Raw genomic sequence first — 22952 nt, 5'->3', positions numbered from 1 at the left:
AACTATTTAAATAAAAATCAATGATTGGAGGTATAGTCATGATTTCCACTAACGACTTAAGACCAGGAGTTACCGTAGAAATTGACGGGGAAGTATACATGGTGGTGGATTTTCAACACGTAAAACCGGGGAAAGGTGCCGCTTTTGTCAGGACAAGAATAAAAAACATAAAGACAGGACAGGTTTTCGAACGCAACTTTAGAGCAGGGGAAAAATTAAACAGAGCGATTGTTGAAAGAAAAACGATGCAGTATTTATATCAAACCGATGATACATACTATTTCATGGATACCCAAACTTTTGAGCAGATCCCCCTAAATAAGGACCAACTGGGGGATGCAGTAAAGTATCTAAAAGAAAACCTTGAGGTTATGGTAATGTTCTACGAAGGAGTACCGATAGGCATAGAATTGCCCACTTTTGTAGAACTCACCGTAGTTGATACAGAACCCGGTTTCAAAGGCGATACCGCAACGGGCGGTTCCAAACCGGCTACTCTGGAAACCGGAGCGGTGGTGCAGGTTCCCCTGTTCATAAATAAGGGCGATGTGATAAGGGTTGATACCAGAACCGGTGAGTATCTAAGCCGCGTTTAATTTGAGGAAGGAGGAAATAACATGGGTGACTTAAAATCAAGGGTTGCGTATCTAAAAGGTCTAGCTGATGGATTAGGACTTGATGAATCAAAGGAAAAGCGGTTGATGTCAGAGATCGTAAAAGTCCTGGATGAAATGGCAGAAGCTATTGACAGTTTGCAGGCATTTTCCGAAGCCACTCAAGAATACGTGGAAAGCATCGATGAAGACCTGGAACAGCTAGAACAGGATTTCTACGGCTGTGAAGAAGACGAAGACGAGTATGAAGATGATTACGACGAGGAATACGAAGATGATTACGATATAGACGATGAGGATTTGTGCGAAATTGAATGCCCCAAATGTCATGAAGTCATATTTATGGACGAAGATCTGATCGATGATGACGGTAAAACCGAATGCCCGAACTGTAAAGCCGTAATAGATATAGAAGAGATGGAGGACGAAGAGGACTAAAAGAGGGCTTAAAAACCCAAGAGGGTTTTTAAGCCCTCTTTTTTTATATGCAGTCATAATAAAAACACCTGCAAAATATACATTTAAACAAGGGGGGGACAAGAGGTGAATGAAAAAGGAGAAAATCAGTTTCTTGTTAAATTGGAACAACATATATCCCCTATACTTCCATCAGCTATCAGGCAGATTTTTTTTAAACTGCCTCCCGATAAGTTAAATAAGGTTGAGGAGATAAGGCTGCGCCGTGGAAGACCGCTTATGGTCGTTGCGGGAAAACAAGATTATATGATGACCCCGGAGGGAGTCATTACCGATGATCCTGACAGGGCTTATATCGTTACCGGCGAAGACGCCGCTAAAATTTTTCAACTGATTAGCCGGAGTTCCGTTTACGCGTTGGAGGAAGAGATCAAAAACGGCTATATTACTTTAAAAGGTGGGCACCGGGTTGGGATAGTTGGAAAAGTAATCCTGGAAGGCGGCCAGATTAAAACTATGAAGCATATTTCCGGATTTAATATAAGAATCGCGAGGGAAGTTTTGGGAGCTGCCGACGAAGCACTCCGCTTTGTGATAGACGAGAAGGGGGAATTTTTAAACACGATGATATTATCCCCGCCCAAAGCGGGAAAAACCACCTTGCTCAGGGATTTAATAAGGCAGCTTAGCTCGGGAAATCCACGGCTAGGGCTAAAGGGTTTTAAAGTTGGGGTTGTTGATGAAAGGTCGGAGATAGCCTGCTGTTATGAAGGTGTACCTCAAAACGACGTAGGAATACGGACCGATGTCCTGGATGGTTGCCCCAAAGCCCGCGGCATTATGATGCTTTTAAGGTCGATGTCGCCGGATATTATAGCTACCGATGAAATCGGAAGAACGGAAGATGTTGAGGCTATGGAAGAGGCTCTGAACGCCGGCGTCAAATTGTTAACTACCGCTCACGGTGCCGACTTGGAGGATGTCGGGAGAAGGCCGACCCTAAGGAAATTGATAGGAAGCAATTTTTTCGACAGGTACCTTATATTAGGGTTCAGCGAAGGAGTAGGTACTATAGAAAAAGTGATTGAAGGTAAAAACCACAGGATAATTTACGACCGGAGGAATAAGGGAGTGATTTTAAATGCTGTTTAAGATACTGGGAGCTATTTTGGTGATCTTTTCATCAACTATGATCGGCTTCATAATAGCAGGTTATTACCAGCAACGGCCCAGGACGTTAAGAAACCTACAGCAGGCTCTGTCCATGCTGGAAACCGAGATCGATTATGGTCAAACTCCTCTACCAGAAGCTTTGAAAAATGTAAGCAGGAGCTGCGATCCGGAAATTTCCAAGTTTTTAGAGAGGGTCAGACAGCTTCTGTTATCAATAGAGGGTTTTACTGCGGGAGAGGCCTGGGAAAAGTCCCTTAGAGAATTTAGATCCCAGTTCCCCCTCCAGGAATCCGATTTTGAAATACTGACGTCCTTCGGCAAATATCTGGGATCGTCCGATAAGGACGACCAGATAAGGAATTTGAAACTGACTCTATCTCAGCTAAGGCAGCAGGAAGTTCTGGCCGTTGAAGAAAAACAGAAAAATGAAAAAATGTGGAGATATCTGGGAGTTTTAACCGGATTGACGGTAGTCCTCCTATTATATTAAATCGAGAGGTGTTACCAATGAATGTGGATGTTCTGTTTAAAATCGCCGGCATAGGAATTGTCATATCGATCCTGAGCAAGGTGCTGGACGAGGCAGGAAGAAAGGAACAGGCTCAGATGACTACGTTGGTAGGGGTAGTTATCGTCCTCATGATGGTTATTCAGCTCATCAGCCAGCTTTTTGCCAACGTAAAGTCAATGTTCCAGCTTTACTAAGGGGTGTAGGCATGGAGATAATCCAAATCGTAGGTATCAGTCTTGTAGCAGCTATAATGGTGGTTTTGCTAAAAGAAGACCGGCCCGAAATTGCCTTGCAAATTAGCATAGTGGTCGGGGCGATTGTATTCCTTTTAATGTTAAATAAAGTAGCGTCTGCGTTGAACGTGCTTCAGGATATGGCAAGAAGGGCCAACATAGACTTTATTTACCTGAATACGATACTCAAGATAATAGGCATAGCTTATATAGCCGAATTCGGAGCGCAGATATGCAGGGACTCCGGTTCTTCCTCCATAGCATCTAAAATTGAATTTGCGGCAAAAATTATAATCATGTTACTTTCGGTACCGATTCTTATGGCGGTTTTAGACCTTTTACTGAAAATTCTTCCTTAAAAGGTGATAGTTTTGAAAAAAGTATTGTTCAGCCTTTTGATATTTTTGATAATAATTTCGCCGGTGGCTTTGGCTGCAGACGACGTGGAAAAGCAGCTGGAAAACCTGGATACCCAAGAACTAGATAGTTTTTTGAGAGAATTGAACCGCGAATACGGTGACTATGTCCCTTCCTATGATTTAAAAGACCTTATAAATACCCTGAGGGGGAACCAAAGATACGATCTTAGAGGTTTAGTAAATGGAATTATCAAATATGTCTTTCGCGAAATCACCGCTAATTACCACCTGCTGGCAAAACTGGTTGCTCTCTCTGTGATTTGTGCGGTACTCAAAAACCTTAATAACGGTTTTGAAAAGGACAATATCGGAAGGATGGCTTACAGCGCGATTTACCTTGTTTTGGTCGTAATTGCAGTGCAAAGCTTTATAATCGCAATAAATACAGGGCGAGACGCTATTTCCAACATGGTATCTTTTGTGCATGCCTTAATGCCTACGGTATTTACCCTGCTGGCCGCCGTAGGAGGAATTACTTCAGTTAATGTCTTCAATCCGCTTATCTTTATTGGCATAACCGCTGCAAGCACGTGGATCAAAGATATCATCCTGCCGGTGATCTTTTTCATCTCGGTTTTGAGCCTGGTCAATAATATATCGGACAGCTTTCACGTGTCTCATCTTGCCCAACTGTTAAGACAGGTATGCGTATTTTTACTCGGACTTTTTTTAAGCGTATTTCTAGGCATAATGGTAGTTCAGGGGGCTGCAGCTGCTACGGTTGACGGAATATCAATCAGAACTGCAAAATTTGCTTCGAAAAATTTTGTTCCAATAGTCGGAGGAATTTTTTCCGATGCTCTGGATGCGGTGGTAGGCTATTCCTTGATCCTAAAAAATACCGTAGGCCTTATAGGACTGCTGTTCATATTTATCATAACTCTCTTTCCGGTGATAAAAATACTTTCAATGATTTTCATATACCGCCTAAGTGCAGCGATCATACAGCCGGTTGGAGAGGATTCCATAGTAAAGTGCCTAAACGACATAGGAAATTCGCTAACGATGGTGTTCATTTCGGTTGCTTCGGTGGCGATGATGTTTTTTATTGCAATAACGATAATACTGGCCTCGGGTAATCTGGCCGTAATATTGAGGTGATGCCGTGCTTGAGAATTTGAGCATGTGGATTAGACAGATAATTATGGTTGTGATGTTTACGGTATTCGTGGATTTTCTTTTGCCGAGCAGCAATCTTCAAAAATATGTGAGGGTTGTACTGGGACTTGTCGTAATGATTACAATACTAAATCCGGTTATCGTATTATTGAAAGGAGATATAGCTTTTACCAGGACGCAGCTGGAGATTAAAAATTATCTCGATCAGGATCAGCTGATGATGAAAACCGAAGAATTTAAAAAAAGAAATATTGAAATTGCGCTTGATCGGTACAAGAAAGAATTGGAGACTTTAATCGCTCAGCAAGTAGAAAATAATACACTTTTTGAAGTAGCGAAAACTGACATAAAAATAGATCAGAACGGAAAGATAGAACAAATTCGCCTGATACTTCAAGAAGCCGATGGTAGACAGGTACAGAAAGGTATAGAAAAAGTTTCCGTAAAACTAAATCAACCAGCGCAGAGTAAATCAAAATACGCTCTGGAAAAAGAGATCGCCGAACTAAAGGACTACTTGAGCAAATTTTACGAAATTCCTGAGGCCAACATTCACCTGGAACTGGAGGGGGATCCATGGAAGGGGAAATTAAACTAAAAAATCTTTTAGATCTTTTTAAAAAAAACAAAAATAAATCAATATCTACACTCATAATTTTAGGTCTGGTGGGATTTTTTCTGCTCACTTTAGGCAAGATTTCCATACAGGGAGATTACTCCCACAAAAGCGTAGACGGCAGCACAACAGATATTAAAATTCCCACCGATCAACCGTTTATTCAGCAAGACATTGAAAAAAAACTCGAGCAGATACTGGCACAGGTGGAAGGGGTAGGCAGGGTCAAAGTAATGCTTACCCTAGAGACTGAAAATCAGGTAGAACCGGCTTTTAATACTGTTGACAATAAAAGGGTTACCGAAGAAAACGACAGTGAAGGCGGTACCAGGACGATAACCGAAGTTCAGGTAAACAAACAGGTGGTTCTGCTCAATAAAGGGGGGGAGGACGAACCTCTGCTCGTGAAAAAGATGATGCCCGCAATAAAAGGGGTTTTAATAGTTGCTGACGGAGGTGAGTCTTCCGAGACTGTCGAAAGAATAACACAAGCGACTTCCACTTTGCTTGGTGTTCCTGTTTATAAGATTAAGGTATTACCTTATTCAAAAAACTGAGGAGGGATTAAGTTGATGTTCATGTTTAAGAGGAAGACGGTATTGATAATAATGTTTTTAGGCTTGCTGGTATTTTCAATATACCTCATGCTGATCGGAAACTATCCTAAGGTCATCTACAAGAACTCGGGCACACCCGAAGCTGAGGATGTAGCTGCTTTGAAAACATCGGAAGGGGATAATGCTAGTGCCAAAAATGCGGGCGAGAAAGACTTTTTTATAGACTACCGCCTGGAGAGAGATCGCCTAAGAAGCCAGGAAGCCGACTATCTGAGAGAAATTATAAATAATCCAAATGCAAGCCAGGAGTCAAAAGAAAAGGCACAAAAGGATCTCATAGCCCTGGCAGAAAAAGTTGAAAAGGAAATGATGGTCGAAAATCTTATTAAAGCCAAGGGCTTCGAGGATGCGATTATAATCATTTCAGGAGATTCGGTGAACGTCATAGTGAGATCTGATGGCCTCTCGCAAAAAGAAGTGGCACAAATAACCGATGTGGTAACAAGGGCCACCGGCTATCCCATGGATAAGATAACGATTGTCGAAAGAAAATAATGGGTGCAATTGTATTTTCTTCTGATTTTTGTTATAATTTAATCGGCCTTTTGCCTAGATTTCAATAAAGCTATAGAATTTGGAGGGTGTCATAAACATGGAAACAAACAGCGGAAAAGGGTCCATAAGGATAGCCGATGAAGTTGTAAGCATAATAGCCGGCCTTGCTGCTACAGAAATTGAAGGGGTAGCGGGTATGAGCGGCGGCATAGCGGGCGGTATAGCCGAAATGCTCGGGCGGAAAAATTTATCAAAAGGCGTAAAAGTCCAGGTGGGAGAAAAAGAGGTAGCGGTCGATCTTTACATAATAGTTAACTACGGAGTGCGAATTCCGGAAGTAGCTTGGAAAGTCCAGGAAAACGTAAAGAAAGCTATAGAAAATATGACCGGACTTTCGGTGGTTGAAGTTAACATACACGTTCAGGGAGTAAATTTCGGTCAACCCGGGAAAGAAGAAGATTCCAAAGCAAAATAAAAGCCCCCTATCTTTATTAGGGGGTTAATTTCCATTTGAAAGGGGAATTCCGATGAAGCTCTACGATAGAGTTATTATAGCTCTTATTTCTTTAATTACCGCCGTCATTTCCGCAGTGGTTATATTATTTTCTGTAAAGGCTTTTTCTTTGGATCTTTTGTGGACAAGACTCCAGTATTTTTACGGCCGCTGGGAAATCGGTATGGTAGGCGGTATTTTTTTCATATTGAGCCTCGGGTTTTTGCTTTCCGGGTTAAGGAATCGGAAAGCTGAGGAGGCTCTCATTAGCAGCGGAGAACTGGGAAATGTAAATATTTCTTTTAACGCAGTTGAAAATTTAATACTTAAGGTGACCAGGGATAAAGAAAAAATAAAGGATGTTAAGGTAAAGATAAGACAGAAGGGAGACTCATTATCCGTAGTGCTCAAGATAGTTGTCGTGCCCGATGTAAAAATCCCCGAATTGACTGCAGAACTGCAGAAAGCAGTAAAAGACTACGTGGAGTCCATGGCGGGCATCACCATAAAAGACGTATCTATAAACGTAGAAAATATTGCCGGCCAGTACAAGCAAAAAGTAAAATGAGGAGTGGGAGTATGGACGTTCTTTGGGATCTATGGCAACAACACCGGGGGAAGATTTTAGGTGCGATTTTGGGGTTTCTAGCGGGTGTTTTAATATTAGTTTTCGGTTTTATAAAAGCCATCTTTCTTATTTCTTGCGTTTTTATAGGTTATTATATTGGTAAGCATCTCGATAAAGGGGAAAGCCTGCGGGATATTCTTGATAAAATTTTACCACCGGGTAAGTAAAGGGGTGCTGCAATTGAGCAGGAAACTTGCAAGAGAATGGTGTTTCAAAATATTATTTGCCATCGATGCAGGTGGCAACACTATAGATGAAGCTATGAAAATAACGGTAAACAAGCCTTTAAACGAGGATATTAGAGAATTTATGCTCAAAGAAGTCAATGGGGTGTTGGAGAAAAAGGAGTGCATTGATGAAATTATAGACGAATACTGTGTTGACTGGGAGTTGGAGCGCCTGAATATAGCAGATAGGAATATCATGAGACTCGCAATCTATGAAATATTTTTCAGCGATGATATTCCTTTAAGCGTATCTATTAATGAGGCAGTAGAAATAGCAAAGAAATACGGTGATGAGAAGTCTCCGAAGTTTGTAAACGGGGTTCTGGGAGCCATTGCCAGGGATAGAGAAAAGCTCCGGCATCGTTTTTCAATATAAAGCCTGGAGGAAATCTTATGGCTGCGCCTGTATTGACGGTCAGTGAGCTGACGGGTATAATTAAATACTTGTTCGATTCCAACGAAATCTTGCGCCAGGTGTACGTCAGAGGTGAGATTTCAAATTTTAAATACCATCTTTCGGGGCACATTTACTTTGTCCTTAAGGATGAGAAAGCTCAAATCCGGTGCGTAATGTTTAAAAACAAGAGCGTATTACTACCTTTCATGCCGGAAAACGGAATGAGGGTTGTGGCCTTTGGATACGTAACAGTATACGAAAAAAACGGGGAATATCAATTGTATGTGGACGATATGGAACCCGACGGTATCGGTGCGCTTTACCTGGCGTATGAGAAATTAAAAGCAAAACTACAAAAAGAAGGATTATTCGATGCTAATAGAAAAAAAGCCATACCATTTCTGCCGAAAAATATAGGGATTATTACTTCGATAAACGGTGCAGCTATTAAGGATTTGCTTACCGTCATCAGGAGAAGGTTTCCCAATGTCAACATCCTTATAGCTCCTGTTTCGGTGCAGGGCAAACAGGCTGCTGACGAAATATGCGAGGCAATAAAAGACCTAAACAGGATAGGGAAACTGGATGTTATAATTGTGGCTAGGGGAGGAGGTTCCATAGAGGAGCTCTGGACTTTTAATGAAGAAAAGGTGGCCCGGGCGATATACAGTTCCAGAATCCCAATAATATCGGCAGTAGGGCACGAGACCGATTATACAATAGCCGATTTTGTGGCTGATAAAAGGGCTCCAACGCCTTCTGCAGCCGGGGAAATGGTGGTGCCCGAAAAAAACCAGCTGCTCGCCGATATAGATCAGAGGAAAAAAAGGATAATTGCTGCTATGTGCGCCTTTTTAAATACCAGGAAGCAGGGAATAGAATACATAAGAAGGTCGGTAGTCTTCAGAAAACTGAGGTCGGAAGTAGACAATAACAGAATACAACTGGATGTCCTGACTAGAAGGCTTTTGAGAGAAACTATGAACCAAATAACTGTCAAAAAGTCCGCTCTAAAGAGTCTAATGGGGAGGCTTGATGTTTTAAGCCCGCTTTCCGTGCTGGACAGGGGTTACAGTATATGCCAGACCATTGACGATCTAAGGATCGTGAAAAGGGTGGAGGAAGTATCTTCGGGCGAAGAAGTAAAGGTTATTCTTTCCAACGGTTACCTCTTGTGCGAGGTCAGAAGCAAGGGAAAGAAGGTGGTGCGCGAAAATGGCAGAGTATAAATATGAAGATGCAATCGCACGGCTTGAGGAGATTATCGAAAAGCTTGAAAAAGGTAATTTATCGCTGGAGGAATCGCTGAGCCTCTTTGAGGAAGGAATAAGGCTTACAAAGATATGCACAAAGATATTGGATGAAGCAGAGGGACGAGTTCAGGTTTTGATCAAGGATTTGAACGGAGAGATTGATTTTAAAGATTTTAACGGAGGGTGTATCTGAAGTTGAAGAATTTTGAAATCGAACTGAAGGAAGCCGGCAAAATAATTGAAAAAGCTCTTGACTTTTACATACCGAAAAGCAACGAGTATCCGCAGAAAATTCACGAAGCCATGCGTTACAGCACTTTCAACGGAGGCAAGCGAATCAGACCGGTGCTGACGATGAAAGCCGCAGAACTTTTCGGATTGCAGGGGGAAAAGGTAATACCCACAGCCTGCGGAATAGAAATGATCCATACTTATTCGCTCATTCATGACGACCTACCCATAATGGATAATGATGATTTTAGAAGGGGAAAGCCCACATGCCATAAGGTCTTCGGGGACGCCATTGCGCTTTTAGCCGGAGATGCCCTGCTTACCCTTGCCTTCAATACGATAGTTAAGAATGCACAAATCGAGGGCATATCCATGCAGGCTGTAATTGACGTCATAGGCAGGATATCTCGGGCGTCGGGGAGTCTGGGGATGATTGGAGGCCAAACCGTCGATATTCTGTCGCAGGGCGTATCGATAGATGAAAAAACCTTGTTTTATATGGATTACCATAAGACCGGCTGTCTGATTCAAGCATCTCTCTGGGCAGGAGCGAGACTGGCGGAAGCCCCCGCATCGGATCTTAATAAATTAGATATATTCGGAGAGAAGATCGGTCTTATTTTTCAGATAGTCGACGACCTCTTAGATATCTGTGGCGACGAAAAAAAGCTCGGAAAGCCGGTAGGAAGCGACGTTAGAAACAAAAAGAGTACTTTCCCGAGCGTATACGGGTATGAGAATTCCGTAAAGCTTATTAAGGATCTTTCGGAAGAAGCCAAAGAAATAATACTTGAATTTAAAAACGGTGAATTTTTCGTGCAATTGGTCGATTTTCTCGTTGAACGACAGTATTGATATTTAAATCATCCTTTAGAATGACTATAGTAAACCGCTCGACGTTTGAACGCGTGGATGGTTTTTGTTATAATAGGTTTGGCGATTTACGGAGAAACAGGTGGTGCAGTATTCTAGTCGAAATCCTCTTCTCTGAAGACGGGGCTAAAAATCCGTCAAGGGCACATCGATGAAGTTCCTTGTGCTGGCTGCCGACGCCCAGTCGGGGGTTGGTGCAGGGAGTAAGGGAGTGGGGCAACCTGCAAAGGCATGCAGGCACGACCCTACTCCCGTGGAGACCCAAGTGCGTGATGGAAGGTCACGGCCTTCCGTTACGGCTTGGGGGGTGAACCTGCATCCGATACAAACCGTGTTGGGTGCAGTGTAGCCTGCCTTGAGCGGAAAGGGTGGAAAAAGGCATAAGGCTGCATTTAAACTGGCCATTTAAATGCAGCTAAATACCTTTGAAACCTTTTCTGCAAAAGAGGCTAGGAGAAGGTGGATTTCGGTGAGGAAAACTCCTAGACTGTTCCGCAAGGAAGTGAACTGAGGATTACAGTGCGGTCTAAGTGGCAATCCAGCCCTGCTCATGGCAACATGGCAGAGAGGGGCTTAAAGGGGAACCGCCCTTGCCGGCGACGGAGGGTGCTCCTCTGGGAAATCCTGCTGGACCTAAGCCGCAAAATTTACTCAGTTCACTGCCACCTGTTTCGTTCGTTATTCTGAGGTGAACATTTTTGAGTAAAAACAAAAATAAACGATATAAAAATAAAAGGAACAACGGAGGACCAAAAGCTGGATGGATATACAGAGTTGTCTTAATGACTTTTGGGCTGTCCGTTTTTTTTAGTTTAATATCAGAAACGCTAATGGAAAGGGTAAATTTAATCGTTTCTTTTTTTATACTTTCGGGAATAGTACTGATCGGAATTATATTTGACATCATAGGGGTAGCTGTAACTTCTGCCAGCGAAACCCCATTCCATGCCATGGCCGCTGACAAAGTTCCAGGGGCGAAGGAAGCGGTAAAACTGATAAGAAATGCCGATGTGGTTTCGAATTTCTGCAACGATGTGGTAGGTGATATTTCTGGGATAGTCAGCGGCACCGCTGGAGCCTCCATTGTTTTAAAGATAATCTCCGACGGTAGCGAATTAGTAGAAATACTTATCAGCACTCTGATAGCCGGACTCATCTCTGCTATGACAGTAGGGGGAAAGGCTTTCGGTAAAAACATAGCTATCAAGAATTCCAAAGAGATTGTCGGCAGGGTTGCCTATATTCTTTTTTTGTTGAAAGAGCGTTTCGGGATCGAATTGTTTCCGGGTAAGACCGGTAGAAAATAGATTTGGGGTGAAGAAAATTTGCAGAAAGAAAGGCTTGACGTGTTGCTGGTTCAGCGGGGACTTTTTTCCAGCAGGGAGCGAGCGAAATCCGAGATAATGATGGGTAACGTCTTCGTCAACAATAAAAAAATAGATAAACCCGGGACCATGGTGGATATAAATTCAGATATTATAGTGAAAGAAAGATCCTTGCCATATGTCAGCAGGGGTGGGTTGAAACTTAAAAAAGCCCTCACTGCCTTTTCAATAGACGTTAGAGGGAAGGTTGCACTGGATGCTGGTGCTTCGACGGGGGGGTTTACCGATTGCCTGCTAAAAGAAGGTGCTACCAAAGTTTATGCGGTCGACGTGGGGTACGGACAGCTTGATTATTCCCTAAGAAACGATCCGAGGGTCGTAAACATCGAGCGGAAAAATATAAGATATATTAGATTTGAAGATATAGGGGAACTGGTGGATATAATAACCGCAGATCTTTCATTTATCTCGTTATCCAAGGTATTCGAACCTCTCTATTCAATTTTAAAAGAGGATGGAGATCTTATCACTCTTATTAAACCACAGTTTGAGGTTGGTAAGAGTGAGGTAAAAAACGGAGTCGTGCGCGACAGAAAGTTGCACGAGAAAGCCATAAGTGAAGTAATTGCTTCGGCCGAGGTTGCCGGTTTTTTTTGCAGGGGTGTCACCTTTTCGCCGATAAAAGGGCCTAAGGGCAATATAGAATTTTTAGCATGGTTTAAAAAATATCGCGATATCGATTCAAAGATAGACATTAAAAAAATTGTTGAGGAGGCTCACACGCTTCTTAATTAATTAATGCAAGAGAAGGTTTAGTATGGATTTATATGCTGTTTTCTTATTGATTATTTTAGGTGCTATTCTGGGGATACTTGGATGGAAGTATTTTCTTGACCTTAAGCTTAGGAAGCGAATGGAAAAAGCCCGTATAAGCGAACGCGGAGCTGTGAGTTTGCTAAAAAAACACGGTTTTGATATAGTAGATGTACAGAAAGAAGCTTCCTACGAGGTGTTCGTAAACGGAAAACCCCATAAAGTTACCGTAAGGGCTGACGTGATAGTAAAAAAGGATGGGAAAATATACGTGGCGGAGATAAAATCAGGCAAGACATCCCCCTCTTTAAACACATCTGCCACCCGAAGACAGCTATTGGAATATTATCTAGTTTATAAACCTGCTGGACTAATACTAGTGGATATGGAACAGAGAAAAATTAAAACCGTTGAGTATTCGATTCTTAAAAGAGATTACTTTCAAGTGCGCTATCTTTTTTACGCCGTTGTCATTTTTTTTATCGGCTTTATAATGGGTTTTTTAACCAGAGGTGAATGAGTTGAAAAAAATAGGACTTTTTGTAAACCCTTCGAAAAAAAAAGCGGTGAACCTGGCCGAGAATCTGATCAGATGGTTGAAAGAAAATGACTACGTAGTATATACCGACAAGAACGTTGCCGATAAGTTAGGTTTTCCTGTAGAGGCTAAAAGCTTGGAGGAACTGGCGAAAAGTATCGACCTGGCCATAACACTGGGTGGCGACGGTACACTGCTTGCCATAGCGAGAAAGATGGCACCCCATGATATACCTGTGCTTGGGATAAACCTTGGGCACCTTGGATTTCTTACCGAGATAGAAGTGCCGGATTTGTTCAGGGATTTTGAACAGTTAAAGGCCAACAAATACAATATAGAACGGCGAATGATGATAGAAGCTCAAGTACTGAGGGAAAATAAAATTATGGAAAAATTTTTAGCATTAAACGATGTAGTTATAACGAAAGGTCCCTTTGCAAGATTAATAAGATTGAAAGCCAGGGTTAATGACGCTTATATCGATACTTATAACGCCGACGGCCTCATAATTTCCACCCCTACGGGGTCTACGGCATACTCCCTTTCAGCAGGTGGACCAATAGTAAATCCTAATATGGAACTTTTGCTGCTGACCCCCATTTGTCCTCATACCCTCCAGAATCGTTCCATCATAATGTCAAAAGACGACGTCATTAATGTTCAGATTCTGGCGGAGCACCAGGAAATAATGCTTACAGTGGACGGACAACAGGGATACGAACTCCTGCCGAACGACAAAGTCATTGTAAAAAAATCGGATTTTTATACAAAATTGGTTCGCATCAAAAGCAGGAGTTTTTACGATATTTTACGGAAAAAATTAAGGGAGTCAAATTGCCAATAATGTTTTAGGGGGTGAATTGTTTGAAGGCGAAAAGACACATGAAGATAAGGGAGATCATCAGAGAAAAACCAATAGAGACACAAGAAGAACTGGCAGAAGAGCTTAGAAAGTGCGGATTTAATGTGACCCAGGCTACAGTTTCCCGCGACATCAAAGAACTGAGGCTGGTTAAAGTTCTCAGAGATAATAAGCATTACTGTTATTCGGAACCTGATAAATCCACTATTATCTCCGATAAATTAGTGAGGATGTTCAGGGATTCCATAGTCAGTATAGATTCGGCTGAAAACCTGGTCGTGATAAAGACACTTTCGGGGACAGCACAAGCTGCAGCAGCCGCCGCGATAGACGGCCTGAACTGGAGAGATATAGTGGTGGGTACCGTCGCAGGAGATGATACCATATTGGTTGTAACCCGTTCCAAGTCCGCGGTAAAAGAACTCGTGGAAAAATTAGAAAGCCTTATTAAATGACCATAAGGAGGCATAATATGCTCCTTAAACTAATAATTAAGGATTTTGCTCTTATTGATGATATAGAAATTGATTTCAAGCGGGGGTTGAACATACTGACCGGCGAAACCGGAGCCGGCAAATCGATTATAATTGACGCAATAGGCATGATCCTGGGGGAGCGGGCTTCTAGTGAGTACATCAGATCAGGCAAAGAAAGTTCGGTTATAGAGGCAGTATTCGAATACGATAACGAACAGGTAAGCGCTTTTTTAAGGGAATTGGGGATCGAGGAGGAAGATAATACTCTAATAATTTCCCGTCAGATTACCGATCAGGGAAAAAACTACTGCAGGATAAACGGCAAGAGCGTTCCCGTATCGGCACTGAAAAATTTAGGTAAATACCTCATCGATATACACGGCCAGCACCAGCACCAGTCACTCTTGAATCCCGAACGTCACCTGGAAATGCTGGACCTGCTCGGCGGTGACGAGATCGCAAATGTAAAAAAACAAGTAGGGCAGTATTACAGAAGGATCCTGGATACCGTTTACAGGCTTGAGACTCTTAAAAGGAGCCGTGAGGAATTTTTCAGGTACAGGGAACAGCTACAATTCGAAATCGAAGAGCTTGAAAGAGCACAGCTAAAGCCCCAGGAAGATGTGATGCTGGAGGAAGAGCGCGAAATACTAGCGCATTCCGAAAAAATATTGAAAAATCTAAATTTTAGTTTATTATTGCTTTACGAAGGCGATGAGACTACCGCCCCGGTAATAGACAATTTATGCAGAATAATAAGCGCCCTGGAAGATATAAAGGATTATTTTAAACCTGTCGAACAACCTCTAGCTTCACTGAAGAATATTCTGTACGAGGTAGAAGATGTTGTTTCCACCATAAGAGAATGCGTCAAATCTATTGATTTCGATCCCGGGCGTCTGGACGAAATCCAGGCAAGGCTCGCACTGCTGGACCGTTTAAAGAGCAAGTACAACATGAGTATCGAAGAGCTTTTAAACTATAAAGAACAGGCTGCCTCGAAACTGGAGGAGGCTTTGAATATCGACGATGAGATATCAAAATTGGAATCTTCTTTAAAAGAATTAAAAGAGAATTATATCAATTCTTCCTTAAAATTGCACGAACTGCGTAAGAAGGTAGCGGCCGCTTTTGAAAAAGATATTTTTAAAGAGCTGAATGACCTCGGAATGAAAGGAACAAAATTATCGGTGGACATTAAGTGGGTGGAAACCGATACAGGAGTAGAAATAAATGGAAAGACTTACAAAATGAATGAAAACGGTTTGGACAGCGTTGAATTTCTAATTTCCACCAATCCCGGCGAGCCGCTAAAACCGTTGGCAAAAATAGTATCCGGCGGGGAAGCTTCCCGTATTATGTTAGCTTTAAAAAACATTCTAGCAAGAATCGATAATATTCCGTGTCTAATCTTCGACGAGATAGACGCTGGGATCGGAGGAAGGATATCCCAAATAGTTGGAGAAAAGATGGCTAAAGTAGCTAGGAACCATCAAGTGCTTTGTGTTACTCACTCCCCACAGATAGCGAGCTTAGGAGACGCACATTTTTGTATAAGAAAAGTAGTAAATAAAAACAAAACCAGTACCATCGTATCAGAGATAAGAGGAGAAGAAAGAGTTAAAGAAATAGCAAGAATGCTGGGTGGAGCTGAGATCACCAGCACTACTTTGGTCCATGCCAGAGAAATGCTGAAAATGGCCGAAGACATAAAAAAGAATTTATAAGCCCATTGCGGCTTTTTTTATTTTTCCAGTATTAAAAGAATCAAACCGGGTTATCTTAAGTTTCAGGCCCGGTTTTTTTTCATTTTGAAAATGGGGAGTGAAAAGTGTTGGTTTACAGCAAAAATAGGAAATTAATCGGCGTTTTTATCGCAATAATGATAACTCTAGTAGCATTTTCCCCTCAATTTTCAGGGTTAAACAGGTTCCCCGACAGAATAAGGGTAATCGAAGGAAAAGAACATACGTTGAATTTTAGAATTCCCTTTACCCTTCAGCTCTTTGCCAAAAGCTCGGATTATTTAATAATTAACGGTGCTGCGCTTAAGGACAGGATGAATGTAAATTTAAAAAACCCCCTTTCTATCAAATCTTCACGCCTGGGAACCTATGATTTGGAGTTCAGGTTATTTGGAATAATCCCCGTTAAAAAGATGAAACTTGAAGTATTGCCGGAGGTGAAAGTCATACCTGGAGGGCATTCGATAGGTGTAAAACTGAGACCTGACGGGGTTATTGTGGTTGGCATTGCTTCGGTTATAGATGAAAAGGGAAAAACCAGCTACCCGGCCAGAGAAGCTGGTATCCAGGTGGGAGATACCATCTCCATGGTAAACGGATATAAGATTTATACTGCTGAGGAATTATCAAGAATAGTAAACAGGGATGAGGATAAAATTGTAACTTTAACGGTTAAAAGAAACGGAAAAACTTTCGAGACCCAATTAGGTGCGGTAAAAAGCAGGGACGGTATATATCAGATTGGACTTTGGGTCAGGGATATAGCTGCGGGAGTTGGCACCCTAACCTTTTATGACCCCGAATCCGGCTATTACGGCGCCCTGGGTCATATAATATCCGATTCCGATACGGGTAGGATTGTAGAGGTCGGGCAGGGAGAAATCATTAGAGCGAGCATAACCTCTATTGCACCGGCGAGAAAAAACGTACCTGGGGAAAAACGGGGGGTTTTTGTTGAAGAAGATAGAGTGATGGGTAATATATTGACTAACACCCAATTCGGTATTTTTGGAAGAATGTACGAACCTGTAAAAAATCCATATTATTCGGAAATCCCCGTCGCTCTTGCCAGCTTCGCCCATGAGGGAAAGGCGCAGATTTTAACTGTTATCGATGGGGAGCGAATAGAAAAATTTGATATAGAAATACAAAAAATTGTGAGGCAGAATTTCCCCAGTACAAAGGGAATGATTATAAAAATTATAGATCCGAGGCTGATAGAAAAAACCGGCGGCATCGTACAGGGAATGAGCGGGAGTCCCATAATCCAAGATGGTTATCTGGTAGGAGCTGTTACACACGTATTCGTCAATGATCCTACAAGGGGTTATGGAGTTTTTGCCGAATGGATGATTGAGGAAATATCGAAATTGAAAATTGAACGACAGGTATCTAATTTTTAAACAAAATCTGGTATTTAAGGAGGAATATACCATAACTTGTCGAATATATCAAAAAAGAAAGATAAAAAAGGGGGTCTCGTTAGATGAATGATAAAAAAAGGATTCTGCTCGTCGATGACAATAAAGAATTTTGCGATCTTCTGGAAGAATATTTTTCGGGCGAAGATGACATGGAAGTCGTAGGTAAGGCCTACAACGGGCTTGAGGCGCTGGAAAAAGTACAGGAGCTGAATCCGGACCTTGTGGTTCTGGATATAATCATGCCAAATCTTGACGGCCTAGGTGTGATCGAAAAATTAGCAAATTCCGATAAAAGGCCCAAAATTATAGTGCTGTCCGCTGTAGGTCAGGATAAGATCACTCAAAAAGCTATCAATTTGGGTGCTGATTATTATGTAGTAAAGCCCTTTGATTTAAAAATCCTTGTCGAGCGTATTCGTGAACTTGTAACCTCTAATACAGGGCAGAAGAAAACTAGGACTGCAAACAATACCCCCGATAAACGAAAAGATTCCAATCTCGAAATGGAAATAACCAATATCATACATGAAATAGGGATTCCCGCCCATATTAAAGGTTATTTTTATCTGAGGGAAGCAATCGCTATGGTCGTAAACAATGTAGAACTCCTTGGCGCCGTTACGAAAGTACTTTATCCTACTATAGCTAACAAATATAATACAACACCGAGCAGAGTCGAACGGGCAATCCGGCATGCCATAGAAGTGGCGTGGAACAGGGGATGTATAGAGACGATAAACAATCTTTTCGGCTATACCATTCCAAAGGACAAAGGAAAACCCACAAACTCCGAATTTATCGCGATGATTTCAGACAAGCTTAGAATGGAGCAAAAGGCAATATCGTAAGGGTTTGAAGGCATTGAAAAACCAACGAATTTTTGAAAATGGCACTAGAAAAACCAACAAACTTCCCAAAGTAAACCCAACAAACACCTCTTGTTAGTTGGCTAGAACTAAACTAACGGGAGGTGTTTGTTTTATTGACCGACATCGAATTTCAAATCGAAAATTTTCTGTTATATTGTAATGCTAAGAATCTCTCAAAACGAACAATCGGAAGTTATGAGCAAAGTTTAAGACTTTTTGCTCAATTCCTAAAAGAGAAATATGGCATTGAAGAAGTATCTAAAGTAAATACTGGACATATTAGGCAGTATTTGGACTATCTTGGAAAAAGAGGGAAATATACGGTAATTATAGATGAGACAAAAAAAGAAATAAATAACCCCGAGAATCGTCAAGATTTTGGACAACCTCTATCTACAACTACAAAAGCAAACTACTTGCGGAATCTCAAAGTATTCTTTAATTGGCTCTACGGAGAAGGTGAAATACCTAAAAATCCAGTGGCGAAAATCGAGCAGATTAAACCACAAAGAAAAGTTAAAAAACCCTTATCCGAACAGGATCTAAAGAGAATAGCCAACTGCTTTGTTAAGTCAACGTTTACTGGCTATCGGAATTACGTTATATTCAAGTTTTTGCTTGATACAGGAGCAAGGATACAAGAAACCCTGTCTCTTACTCACAATGATATTGATCTCAAATTTAGAGTAGTTACCTTGCGAAACACAAAAAACAAGCAAGAAAGAAAAGTATATTTAAGTCCAAAGATGCTTCAGGAAATGAAGAATTGGCTCAAATATAAGGAAAGGTATGTTTCATCAGATCTAATTTTTCCCACCAAAAGGGGGACACCCCTCACTGTCCACTCATACGAAAAACAATTAAGAGACGCAGGGAAACTTGTAGGAATAGACATTTCACCACACATGCTTAGAAACCAATTTGCTAGATATTACATACTCAACGGCGGGAATTTCCCTATGCTTTCTAAACTTCTGGGACATTCGGACGTCAAAGTTACGATGGATGCTTATATGGATTTGCTAGATGAAGACATAAAAAAGGACTATATGCAGCATAGCCCTTTGAATCATTTTGATTTATGAATAATTTTTTAAATAAAAATCATAGGGGGTATGGGGGAAATGCTTACGCTGGAAATTAATGAAAACAAAATTCTCGAAAGGAGGCTTATGGCTTTAAAGCAAACATACAAAACTGTCTGCGGAAAAGAAGTGTCGGAAAGATTTGAAACAATGATAAAAAATGATGAATCGCCGATTCGGGAGAGGATCACTTATATTAATTCCCTCATAGACGACATTAATAAACTGCATTTTCTCCAACAATATCTTGCCACACGACTTGATTAGGATTTTTCATAGCAATTTTTATTTTATTGAGTTTGTCCAAAAAACTCAAAGCAAAGCATAATGAGGGTTTTAGAGATTATGACTGTATAAATGATGATATATATCATGTTACATATCATATACACCAAAAATTAAAGTAGAGGCTTTAAGCCTCTTATTTTTTTCGGCGAAAATTGGTTAAAAAATGCAATTTTGTGCGTAAATAATATATATGGGAGAGAATTTTTATTTTTTCGTTGTAGAAATTGTGAAAAAGTAGAGAAAAAGCGTTAAAAATAACAAGTTTCATTCCGTTATAATATTTATAGAGAGGTTTTTCAAAGCACGTGGTAAGTATAAAACCTGTTCTAAATGTGGAAAGGTATATTTGGCAACAAGAAAATATTTTAGCATTAATCAAGATAGTAAAGATGGGTTACATAGTGTTTGTAAAAAGTGCAGAAATTTGGGCAAAATCGAGGAAAAACGCTCAAAAAAATGCTAATATTATTATGGAAGGGTATAATACAGCACGTGTACAAGTTCATTCAAAAGAAACAAAGATGGATTATATAATGTTTGCAAGAAATGTTGGAATAATTACATAAAAATCGAGGAAAAATGCTCAAAAAAATGCTAGTATATTTATGGAAGGGTAAATGTTTTTTGCAAGAGGAAATTCCCCATTTTTGCAAAGGTTTTTCCCCAGGCACCGGTGGGGAATTTTTATGTTAACTTAATTGCCTCATGAGTGATTGCCTCATCCGGTAGCTTTGACCATCAAAGATCAATAGGTAACTGTGGTGTATTAGCCGGTCAATCATTGCTGCTGTCATCTGCTCATCGTAGAAAATGCTCGCCCAGCGGCTGAATTCCAGGTTAGTGGTAATTACTACACTGCGACGTTCATAGCAGTCCGAAATCACCTGAAAAAGTAGCTGCGCTCCTTCGCGGTCCAAAGGAACATAGCCCCATTCGTCGCAGATCAGAAGATCTGGTTTGGAAAGCTGTTTCAGTAACCCGGAAAGTTCACCTCCCTTCCGGGCTTCCACCAGCCGGTTTACCAGCGCTGCAGTGCGGAAAAACTTTACGTTGTAGCCTTTTTTACAGGCCTCCACACCGATGGCGGTGGCAAGATGGGTTTTGCCGGTTCCCACGTTGCCGTAAAGGATCAGGTTTTTCTTTTCTTCGAGAAATTTGCAATCTTTTAGGTCCTGCGGTGTAAGCCCCTGCGGGAGTTTGATTTCATCGAATATGTAGCCGGCAAAGGTCTTTATCGTGTAAAAGCCCGCATTTTTCAAAAGCCTGTCCTTTCGACTTGCGTCTCTGTGCTCCAGTTCTAATCTTAGCAGCTTCAGCAGGTATTCTTCATGGCTTTGAGCCTCGATCTTGTCGCAGTTTTCCACTAGATTGCGGCTGAGTTTTAATGCTTTACAGCAGGCGGCGATTTCGTCCTTCAGCATAAATTGGCACCGCCTTTCAGAAAGGCTTTGTCATAGTCTTCTGCATTGAAGCGGAATGCAGTGAGTTCAGGAACCCCTTCCGGAATCTTTACCGGCTCCAACTGCGGGGTTATACCCGTTATCCTGTTATGGATGGCTACGAGGCTGTCTAAATCCTGCACTCCGTAAAGGAGAGCCTCGGCTACAGCGTTCACAGCCTGTTCAAAACTGCTTTTGGTACAAAGCACAGCCAAAGCCTTGAGCGCTTTGCCGCGCTCACTTTTGCTTAAGCCGTCGAGGTATTCCCGGAGTGGGTCCGGCAGCATGCTGTATATTCCCGAATACTTAAGGGCTCCCGGACAGCGGGAAAGCTGGGTAAGATATGGCAGCCAGTCCATGCTTTCTTGCTTGTTGTCCCCGTAAAGCCGCCGGTGGCGCACGATTTCCCGGTGGCTCTCATCCAGCGGTATGACCTCATGGGCTGTTATCTTTACAAGCACCCGGCTGTTGGCGTATTTGGGGGCGGTAGAGTATAGGTGCTTTCCACCGTTCAAGCTGAATTTGGCGTAGGCGTTGGTTTTGACTGTTATGTAACCGGCTACCTCGTAAGGAACGGTAGGCAGCTCAAGCAGAGCCTTACGGTCTTCATTAAAAAGTTCGGCTATGGATGCCTCCTTCCGGTAGTGTTCGCGGTGCATGTCCCGGTCGCACAATCGTAAAAGTTCGCGGTTAAAATCCTCCAGCTTTTCAAACCTGGGGACCGGGACAAGGAAGTTGCGCCGGTGGTATCCCACCTTGTTTTCCACATTACCCTTTTCATGGCCGGAAGCAGGGTTACAGAATACCGCTTCAAAACCATAGTGCTGCTTGAACCTCAGGAAGGCGTCGGTTAGTTTGCGCTCTCCATTTTTCGAGAGTTTCACGATAGTGCTGGCGTTATCAAACCATAGCTTACGGGGTACTCCCCCCAAGTGTTCAAATATGTCCTTAAGTCCCTGAAACAGGCATTCCTGGTTTTCTCCCTTGAAAAGCTGGGTATATCCTACGTTACTGTAGGGAAACGACAGGTTCAGATAAAATCCGTGATGCAGCGTCCCGTTTTCGTAAAAGTCTGCCTCACCGAAATCCACCTGCGCTTCACCCGGGATATGTTCCAGCGGCAGACGACATGAGTTGTCCTGGTACAATTCTTTTTTTCTCATGGCTACGTAGCCTGCTACGGTGCGGTAAGAACAGTTAAACTTATCTTGGTATTTTTCACAGAGCCTGTCATAAATCCTTTTGGCGGTATGCCTCTGCTTTTTGCGAGCTTTTTTATCTTCTTCAAGCCACTGATCTATATCCGCCTTGAAAGGGTCGAGTTTTGGGAAGGTATGTTTAACTTCTTCAACTTTAACCCTGGTGTTCCAGTCTTCTTGATAAATATACTTGCGTATAGTTTTTCGGTCTTTTTGGAATTCCCGGGCTATCTCGCTGATATTTTGCCCTTTCATAAAGAACGCTTTTCTGATATTATCAATATGGGTCATTGTGAGCATCCTCCAATCCTCCCTTGCAGTTAAGATTTCCCTAACTACAAGGGTAAAGGTTTTTAGGGGTGCCTGCAATGACCTTTGCAAATTTGGGGATTTTTGAGTTGCAAAAGTGGGGATTTTATTTTGCAACTCTGTCCATTTTAATTATGCAATAAACAGGGTAAAAACCCGATACAAAAGATGGGTTACAAAGTGTTTGTAAAAAATGTGATAATTACAGGAAAAAGTGATAATTTTTTCAAAAAAAATGTCTTTTAATATATATGGAGGGGTGTA

At 41.8% G+C, this 22952-nt stretch carries 30 protein-coding genes; 28 read left to right on the top strand and 2 right to left on the bottom strand.

Going from position 1 to position 22952, the window contains the following annotated elements; translation table 11 throughout:
- Window positions 1-38: 38 nt before the first annotated feature.
- The 28 genes from efp (at window position 39) to TOCE_RS06475 (ending at window position 20307) form a co-directional block, all read left to right on the top strand.
- Entirely contained in the window at window positions 39-596 is a 558-nt protein-coding gene (efp, locus tag TOCE_RS06615) for an elongation factor P (RefSeq protein WP_013276113.1), read from the top strand.
- 21 nt (window positions 597-617) lie between these two features.
- A complete protein-coding gene (locus tag TOCE_RS06610; protein WP_013276112.1) occupies window positions 618-1052 on the top strand; it encodes a CD1247 N-terminal domain-containing protein in 435 nt (144 codons plus the stop codon).
- Between the two features lie 105 nt (window positions 1053-1157).
- Window positions 1158-2183: a stage III sporulation protein AA gene (gene spoIIIAA, locus TOCE_RS06605; RefSeq protein ID WP_013276111.1), complete on the top strand. Its 1026-nt coding sequence runs from the start codon at window positions 1158-1160 to the stop codon at window positions 2181-2183.
- Window positions 2173-2694, top strand: a complete 522-nt coding sequence (spoIIIAB, locus tag TOCE_RS06600) for a stage III sporulation protein SpoIIIAB (protein WP_013276110.1) — start codon at window positions 2173-2175, stop codon at window positions 2692-2694. The genes spoIIIAA and spoIIIAB overlap by 11 nt, the downstream gene beginning before the upstream one ends.
- A 17-nt stretch (window positions 2695-2711) precedes the next feature.
- Window positions 2712-2909 (top strand): stage III sporulation protein AC, encoded by a 198-nt coding sequence (gene spoIIIAC / locus TOCE_RS06595; RefSeq protein ID WP_013276109.1) that lies wholly within the window; start codon window positions 2712-2714, stop codon window positions 2907-2909.
- A gap of 11 nt (window positions 2910-2920) precedes the next feature.
- Window positions 2921-3307 (top strand): stage III sporulation protein AD, encoded by a 387-nt coding sequence (spoIIIAD, locus tag TOCE_RS06590; protein WP_013276108.1) that lies wholly within the window; start codon window positions 2921-2923, stop codon window positions 3305-3307.
- Window positions 3308-3310: 3 nt separating this feature from the next.
- Window positions 3311-4468, top strand: coding sequence for a stage III sporulation protein AE (gene spoIIIAE, locus TOCE_RS06585; protein ID WP_049817905.1), 1158 nt, complete (start codon window positions 3311-3313; stop codon window positions 4466-4468).
- A gap of 4 nt (window positions 4469-4472) precedes the next feature.
- Window positions 4473-5084, top strand: coding sequence for a stage III sporulation protein AF (gene spoIIIAF / locus TOCE_RS06580; protein ID WP_013276106.1), 612 nt, complete (start codon window positions 4473-4475; stop codon window positions 5082-5084).
- Window positions 5063-5659 (top strand): stage III sporulation protein AG, encoded by a 597-nt coding sequence (locus TOCE_RS06575; protein ID WP_013276105.1) that lies wholly within the window; start codon window positions 5063-5065, stop codon window positions 5657-5659. Before spoIIIAF ends, TOCE_RS06575 begins: the two co-directional genes overlap by 22 nt.
- A 15-nt stretch (window positions 5660-5674) precedes the next feature.
- Complete coding sequence (locus TOCE_RS06570; RefSeq protein WP_013276104.1) at window positions 5675-6214, top strand: SpoIIIAH-like family protein; 540 nt, start codon at window positions 5675-5677, stop codon at window positions 6212-6214.
- Window positions 6215-6311: 97 nt separating this feature from the next.
- Complete coding sequence (locus tag TOCE_RS06565; RefSeq protein ID WP_013276103.1) at window positions 6312-6689, top strand: Asp23/Gls24 family envelope stress response protein; 378 nt, start codon at window positions 6312-6314, stop codon at window positions 6687-6689.
- A gap of 52 nt (window positions 6690-6741) precedes the next feature.
- Window positions 6742-7275, top strand: coding sequence for an alkaline shock response membrane anchor protein AmaP (gene amaP / locus TOCE_RS06560; RefSeq protein WP_013276102.1), 534 nt, complete (start codon window positions 6742-6744; stop codon window positions 7273-7275).
- Window positions 7276-7286: 11 nt separating this feature from the next.
- Entirely contained in the window at window positions 7287-7502 is a 216-nt protein-coding gene (locus TOCE_RS06555; protein WP_013276101.1) for a DUF2273 domain-containing protein, read from the top strand.
- A gap of 4 nt (window positions 7503-7506) precedes the next feature.
- Entirely contained in the window at window positions 7507-7938 is a 432-nt protein-coding gene (gene nusB, locus TOCE_RS06550; RefSeq protein WP_425358478.1) for a transcription antitermination factor NusB, read from the top strand.
- Window positions 7939-7955: 17 nt separating this feature from the next.
- On the top strand, window positions 7956-9188 hold the full coding sequence (xseA, locus tag TOCE_RS06545; protein WP_013276099.1) for an exodeoxyribonuclease VII large subunit: 1233 nt from the start codon (window positions 7956-7958) through the stop codon (window positions 9186-9188).
- The gene (locus TOCE_RS06540) at window positions 9175-9405 is read left to right on the top strand and encodes an exodeoxyribonuclease VII small subunit (RefSeq protein ID WP_013276098.1); all 231 of its coding nucleotides are present in this window, start codon (window positions 9175-9177) and stop codon (window positions 9403-9405) included. Before xseA ends, TOCE_RS06540 begins: the two co-directional genes overlap by 14 nt.
- A gap of 2 nt (window positions 9406-9407) precedes the next feature.
- Entirely contained in the window at window positions 9408-10298 is an 891-nt protein-coding gene (locus tag TOCE_RS06535; protein ID WP_013276097.1) for a polyprenyl synthetase family protein, read from the top strand.
- Window positions 10299-11098: 800 nt separating this feature from the next.
- Entirely contained in the window at window positions 11099-11623 is a 525-nt protein-coding gene (locus TOCE_RS06525) for a hypothetical protein (protein ID WP_049817951.1), read from the top strand.
- Window positions 11624-11641: 18 nt separating this feature from the next.
- Window positions 11642-12436, top strand: a complete 795-nt coding sequence (locus TOCE_RS06520) for a TlyA family RNA methyltransferase (protein ID WP_013276095.1) — start codon at window positions 11642-11644, stop codon at window positions 12434-12436.
- Window positions 12437-12458: 22 nt separating this feature from the next.
- Window positions 12459-12974: a PD-(D/E)XK nuclease family protein gene (locus TOCE_RS06515; protein WP_013276094.1), complete on the top strand. Its 516-nt coding sequence runs from the start codon at window positions 12459-12461 to the stop codon at window positions 12972-12974.
- Window position 12975: 1 nt separating this feature from the next.
- Window positions 12976-13836, top strand: a complete 861-nt coding sequence (locus TOCE_RS06510; protein ID WP_013276093.1) for an NAD(+)/NADH kinase — start codon at window positions 12976-12978, stop codon at window positions 13834-13836.
- A gap of 20 nt (window positions 13837-13856) precedes the next feature.
- Window positions 13857-14309 (top strand): arginine repressor, encoded by a 453-nt coding sequence (locus TOCE_RS06505; protein WP_013276092.1) that lies wholly within the window; start codon window positions 13857-13859, stop codon window positions 14307-14309.
- 17 nt (window positions 14310-14326) lie between these two features.
- Window positions 14327-16057: a DNA repair protein RecN gene (gene recN / locus TOCE_RS06500; RefSeq protein ID WP_013276091.1), complete on the top strand. Its 1731-nt coding sequence runs from the start codon at window positions 14327-14329 to the stop codon at window positions 16055-16057.
- Window positions 16058-16161: 104 nt separating this feature from the next.
- Window positions 16162-17478, top strand: a complete 1317-nt coding sequence (gene spoIVB, locus TOCE_RS06495; RefSeq protein WP_245523108.1) for a SpoIVB peptidase — start codon at window positions 16162-16164, stop codon at window positions 17476-17478.
- An 83-nt stretch (window positions 17479-17561) separates the two neighbouring features.
- Entirely contained in the window at window positions 17562-18347 is a 786-nt protein-coding gene (spo0A, locus tag TOCE_RS06490) for a sporulation transcription factor Spo0A (protein WP_013276089.1), read from the top strand.
- Window positions 18348-18481: 134 nt separating this feature from the next.
- Entirely contained in the window at window positions 18482-19453 is a 972-nt protein-coding gene (locus tag TOCE_RS06485; protein ID WP_013276088.1) for a tyrosine-type recombinase/integrase, read from the top strand.
- 39 nt (window positions 19454-19492) lie between these two features.
- A complete protein-coding gene (locus TOCE_RS06480) occupies window positions 19493-19720 on the top strand; it encodes a hypothetical protein (protein WP_013276087.1) in 228 nt (75 codons plus the stop codon).
- A 326-nt stretch (window positions 19721-20046) separates the two neighbouring features.
- Window positions 20047-20307 (top strand): hypothetical protein, encoded by a 261-nt coding sequence (locus tag TOCE_RS06475; protein WP_041423892.1) that lies wholly within the window; start codon window positions 20047-20049, stop codon window positions 20305-20307.
- Window positions 20308-20430: 123 nt separating this feature from the next.
- Here the strand turns inward: TOCE_RS06475 and istB are convergent, their stop codons facing one another.
- Together istB and istA are read right to left on the bottom strand one after the other, a co-directional pair.
- Window positions 20431-21162, bottom strand: coding sequence for an IS21-like element helper ATPase IstB (gene istB / locus TOCE_RS06470; RefSeq protein WP_013275115.1), 732 nt, complete (start codon window positions 21160-21162; stop codon window positions 20431-20433).
- A complete protein-coding gene (gene istA / locus TOCE_RS06465) occupies window positions 21156-22670 on the bottom strand; it encodes an IS21 family transposase (RefSeq protein WP_083768520.1) in 1515 nt (504 codons plus the stop codon). The genes istB and istA overlap by 7 nt, the downstream gene beginning before the upstream one ends.
- Window positions 22671-22952: the final 282 nt, after the last annotated feature.

The sequence above is a fragment of the Thermosediminibacter oceani DSM 16646 genome, from assembly GCF_000144645.1.
GTDB lineage: Bacteria > Bacillota > Thermosediminibacteria > Thermosediminibacterales > Thermosediminibacteraceae > Thermosediminibacter > Thermosediminibacter oceani.
Note: the sequence above shows the minus strand (reverse complement) of the source record. Positions and strands in the feature narration are given on the sequence as shown.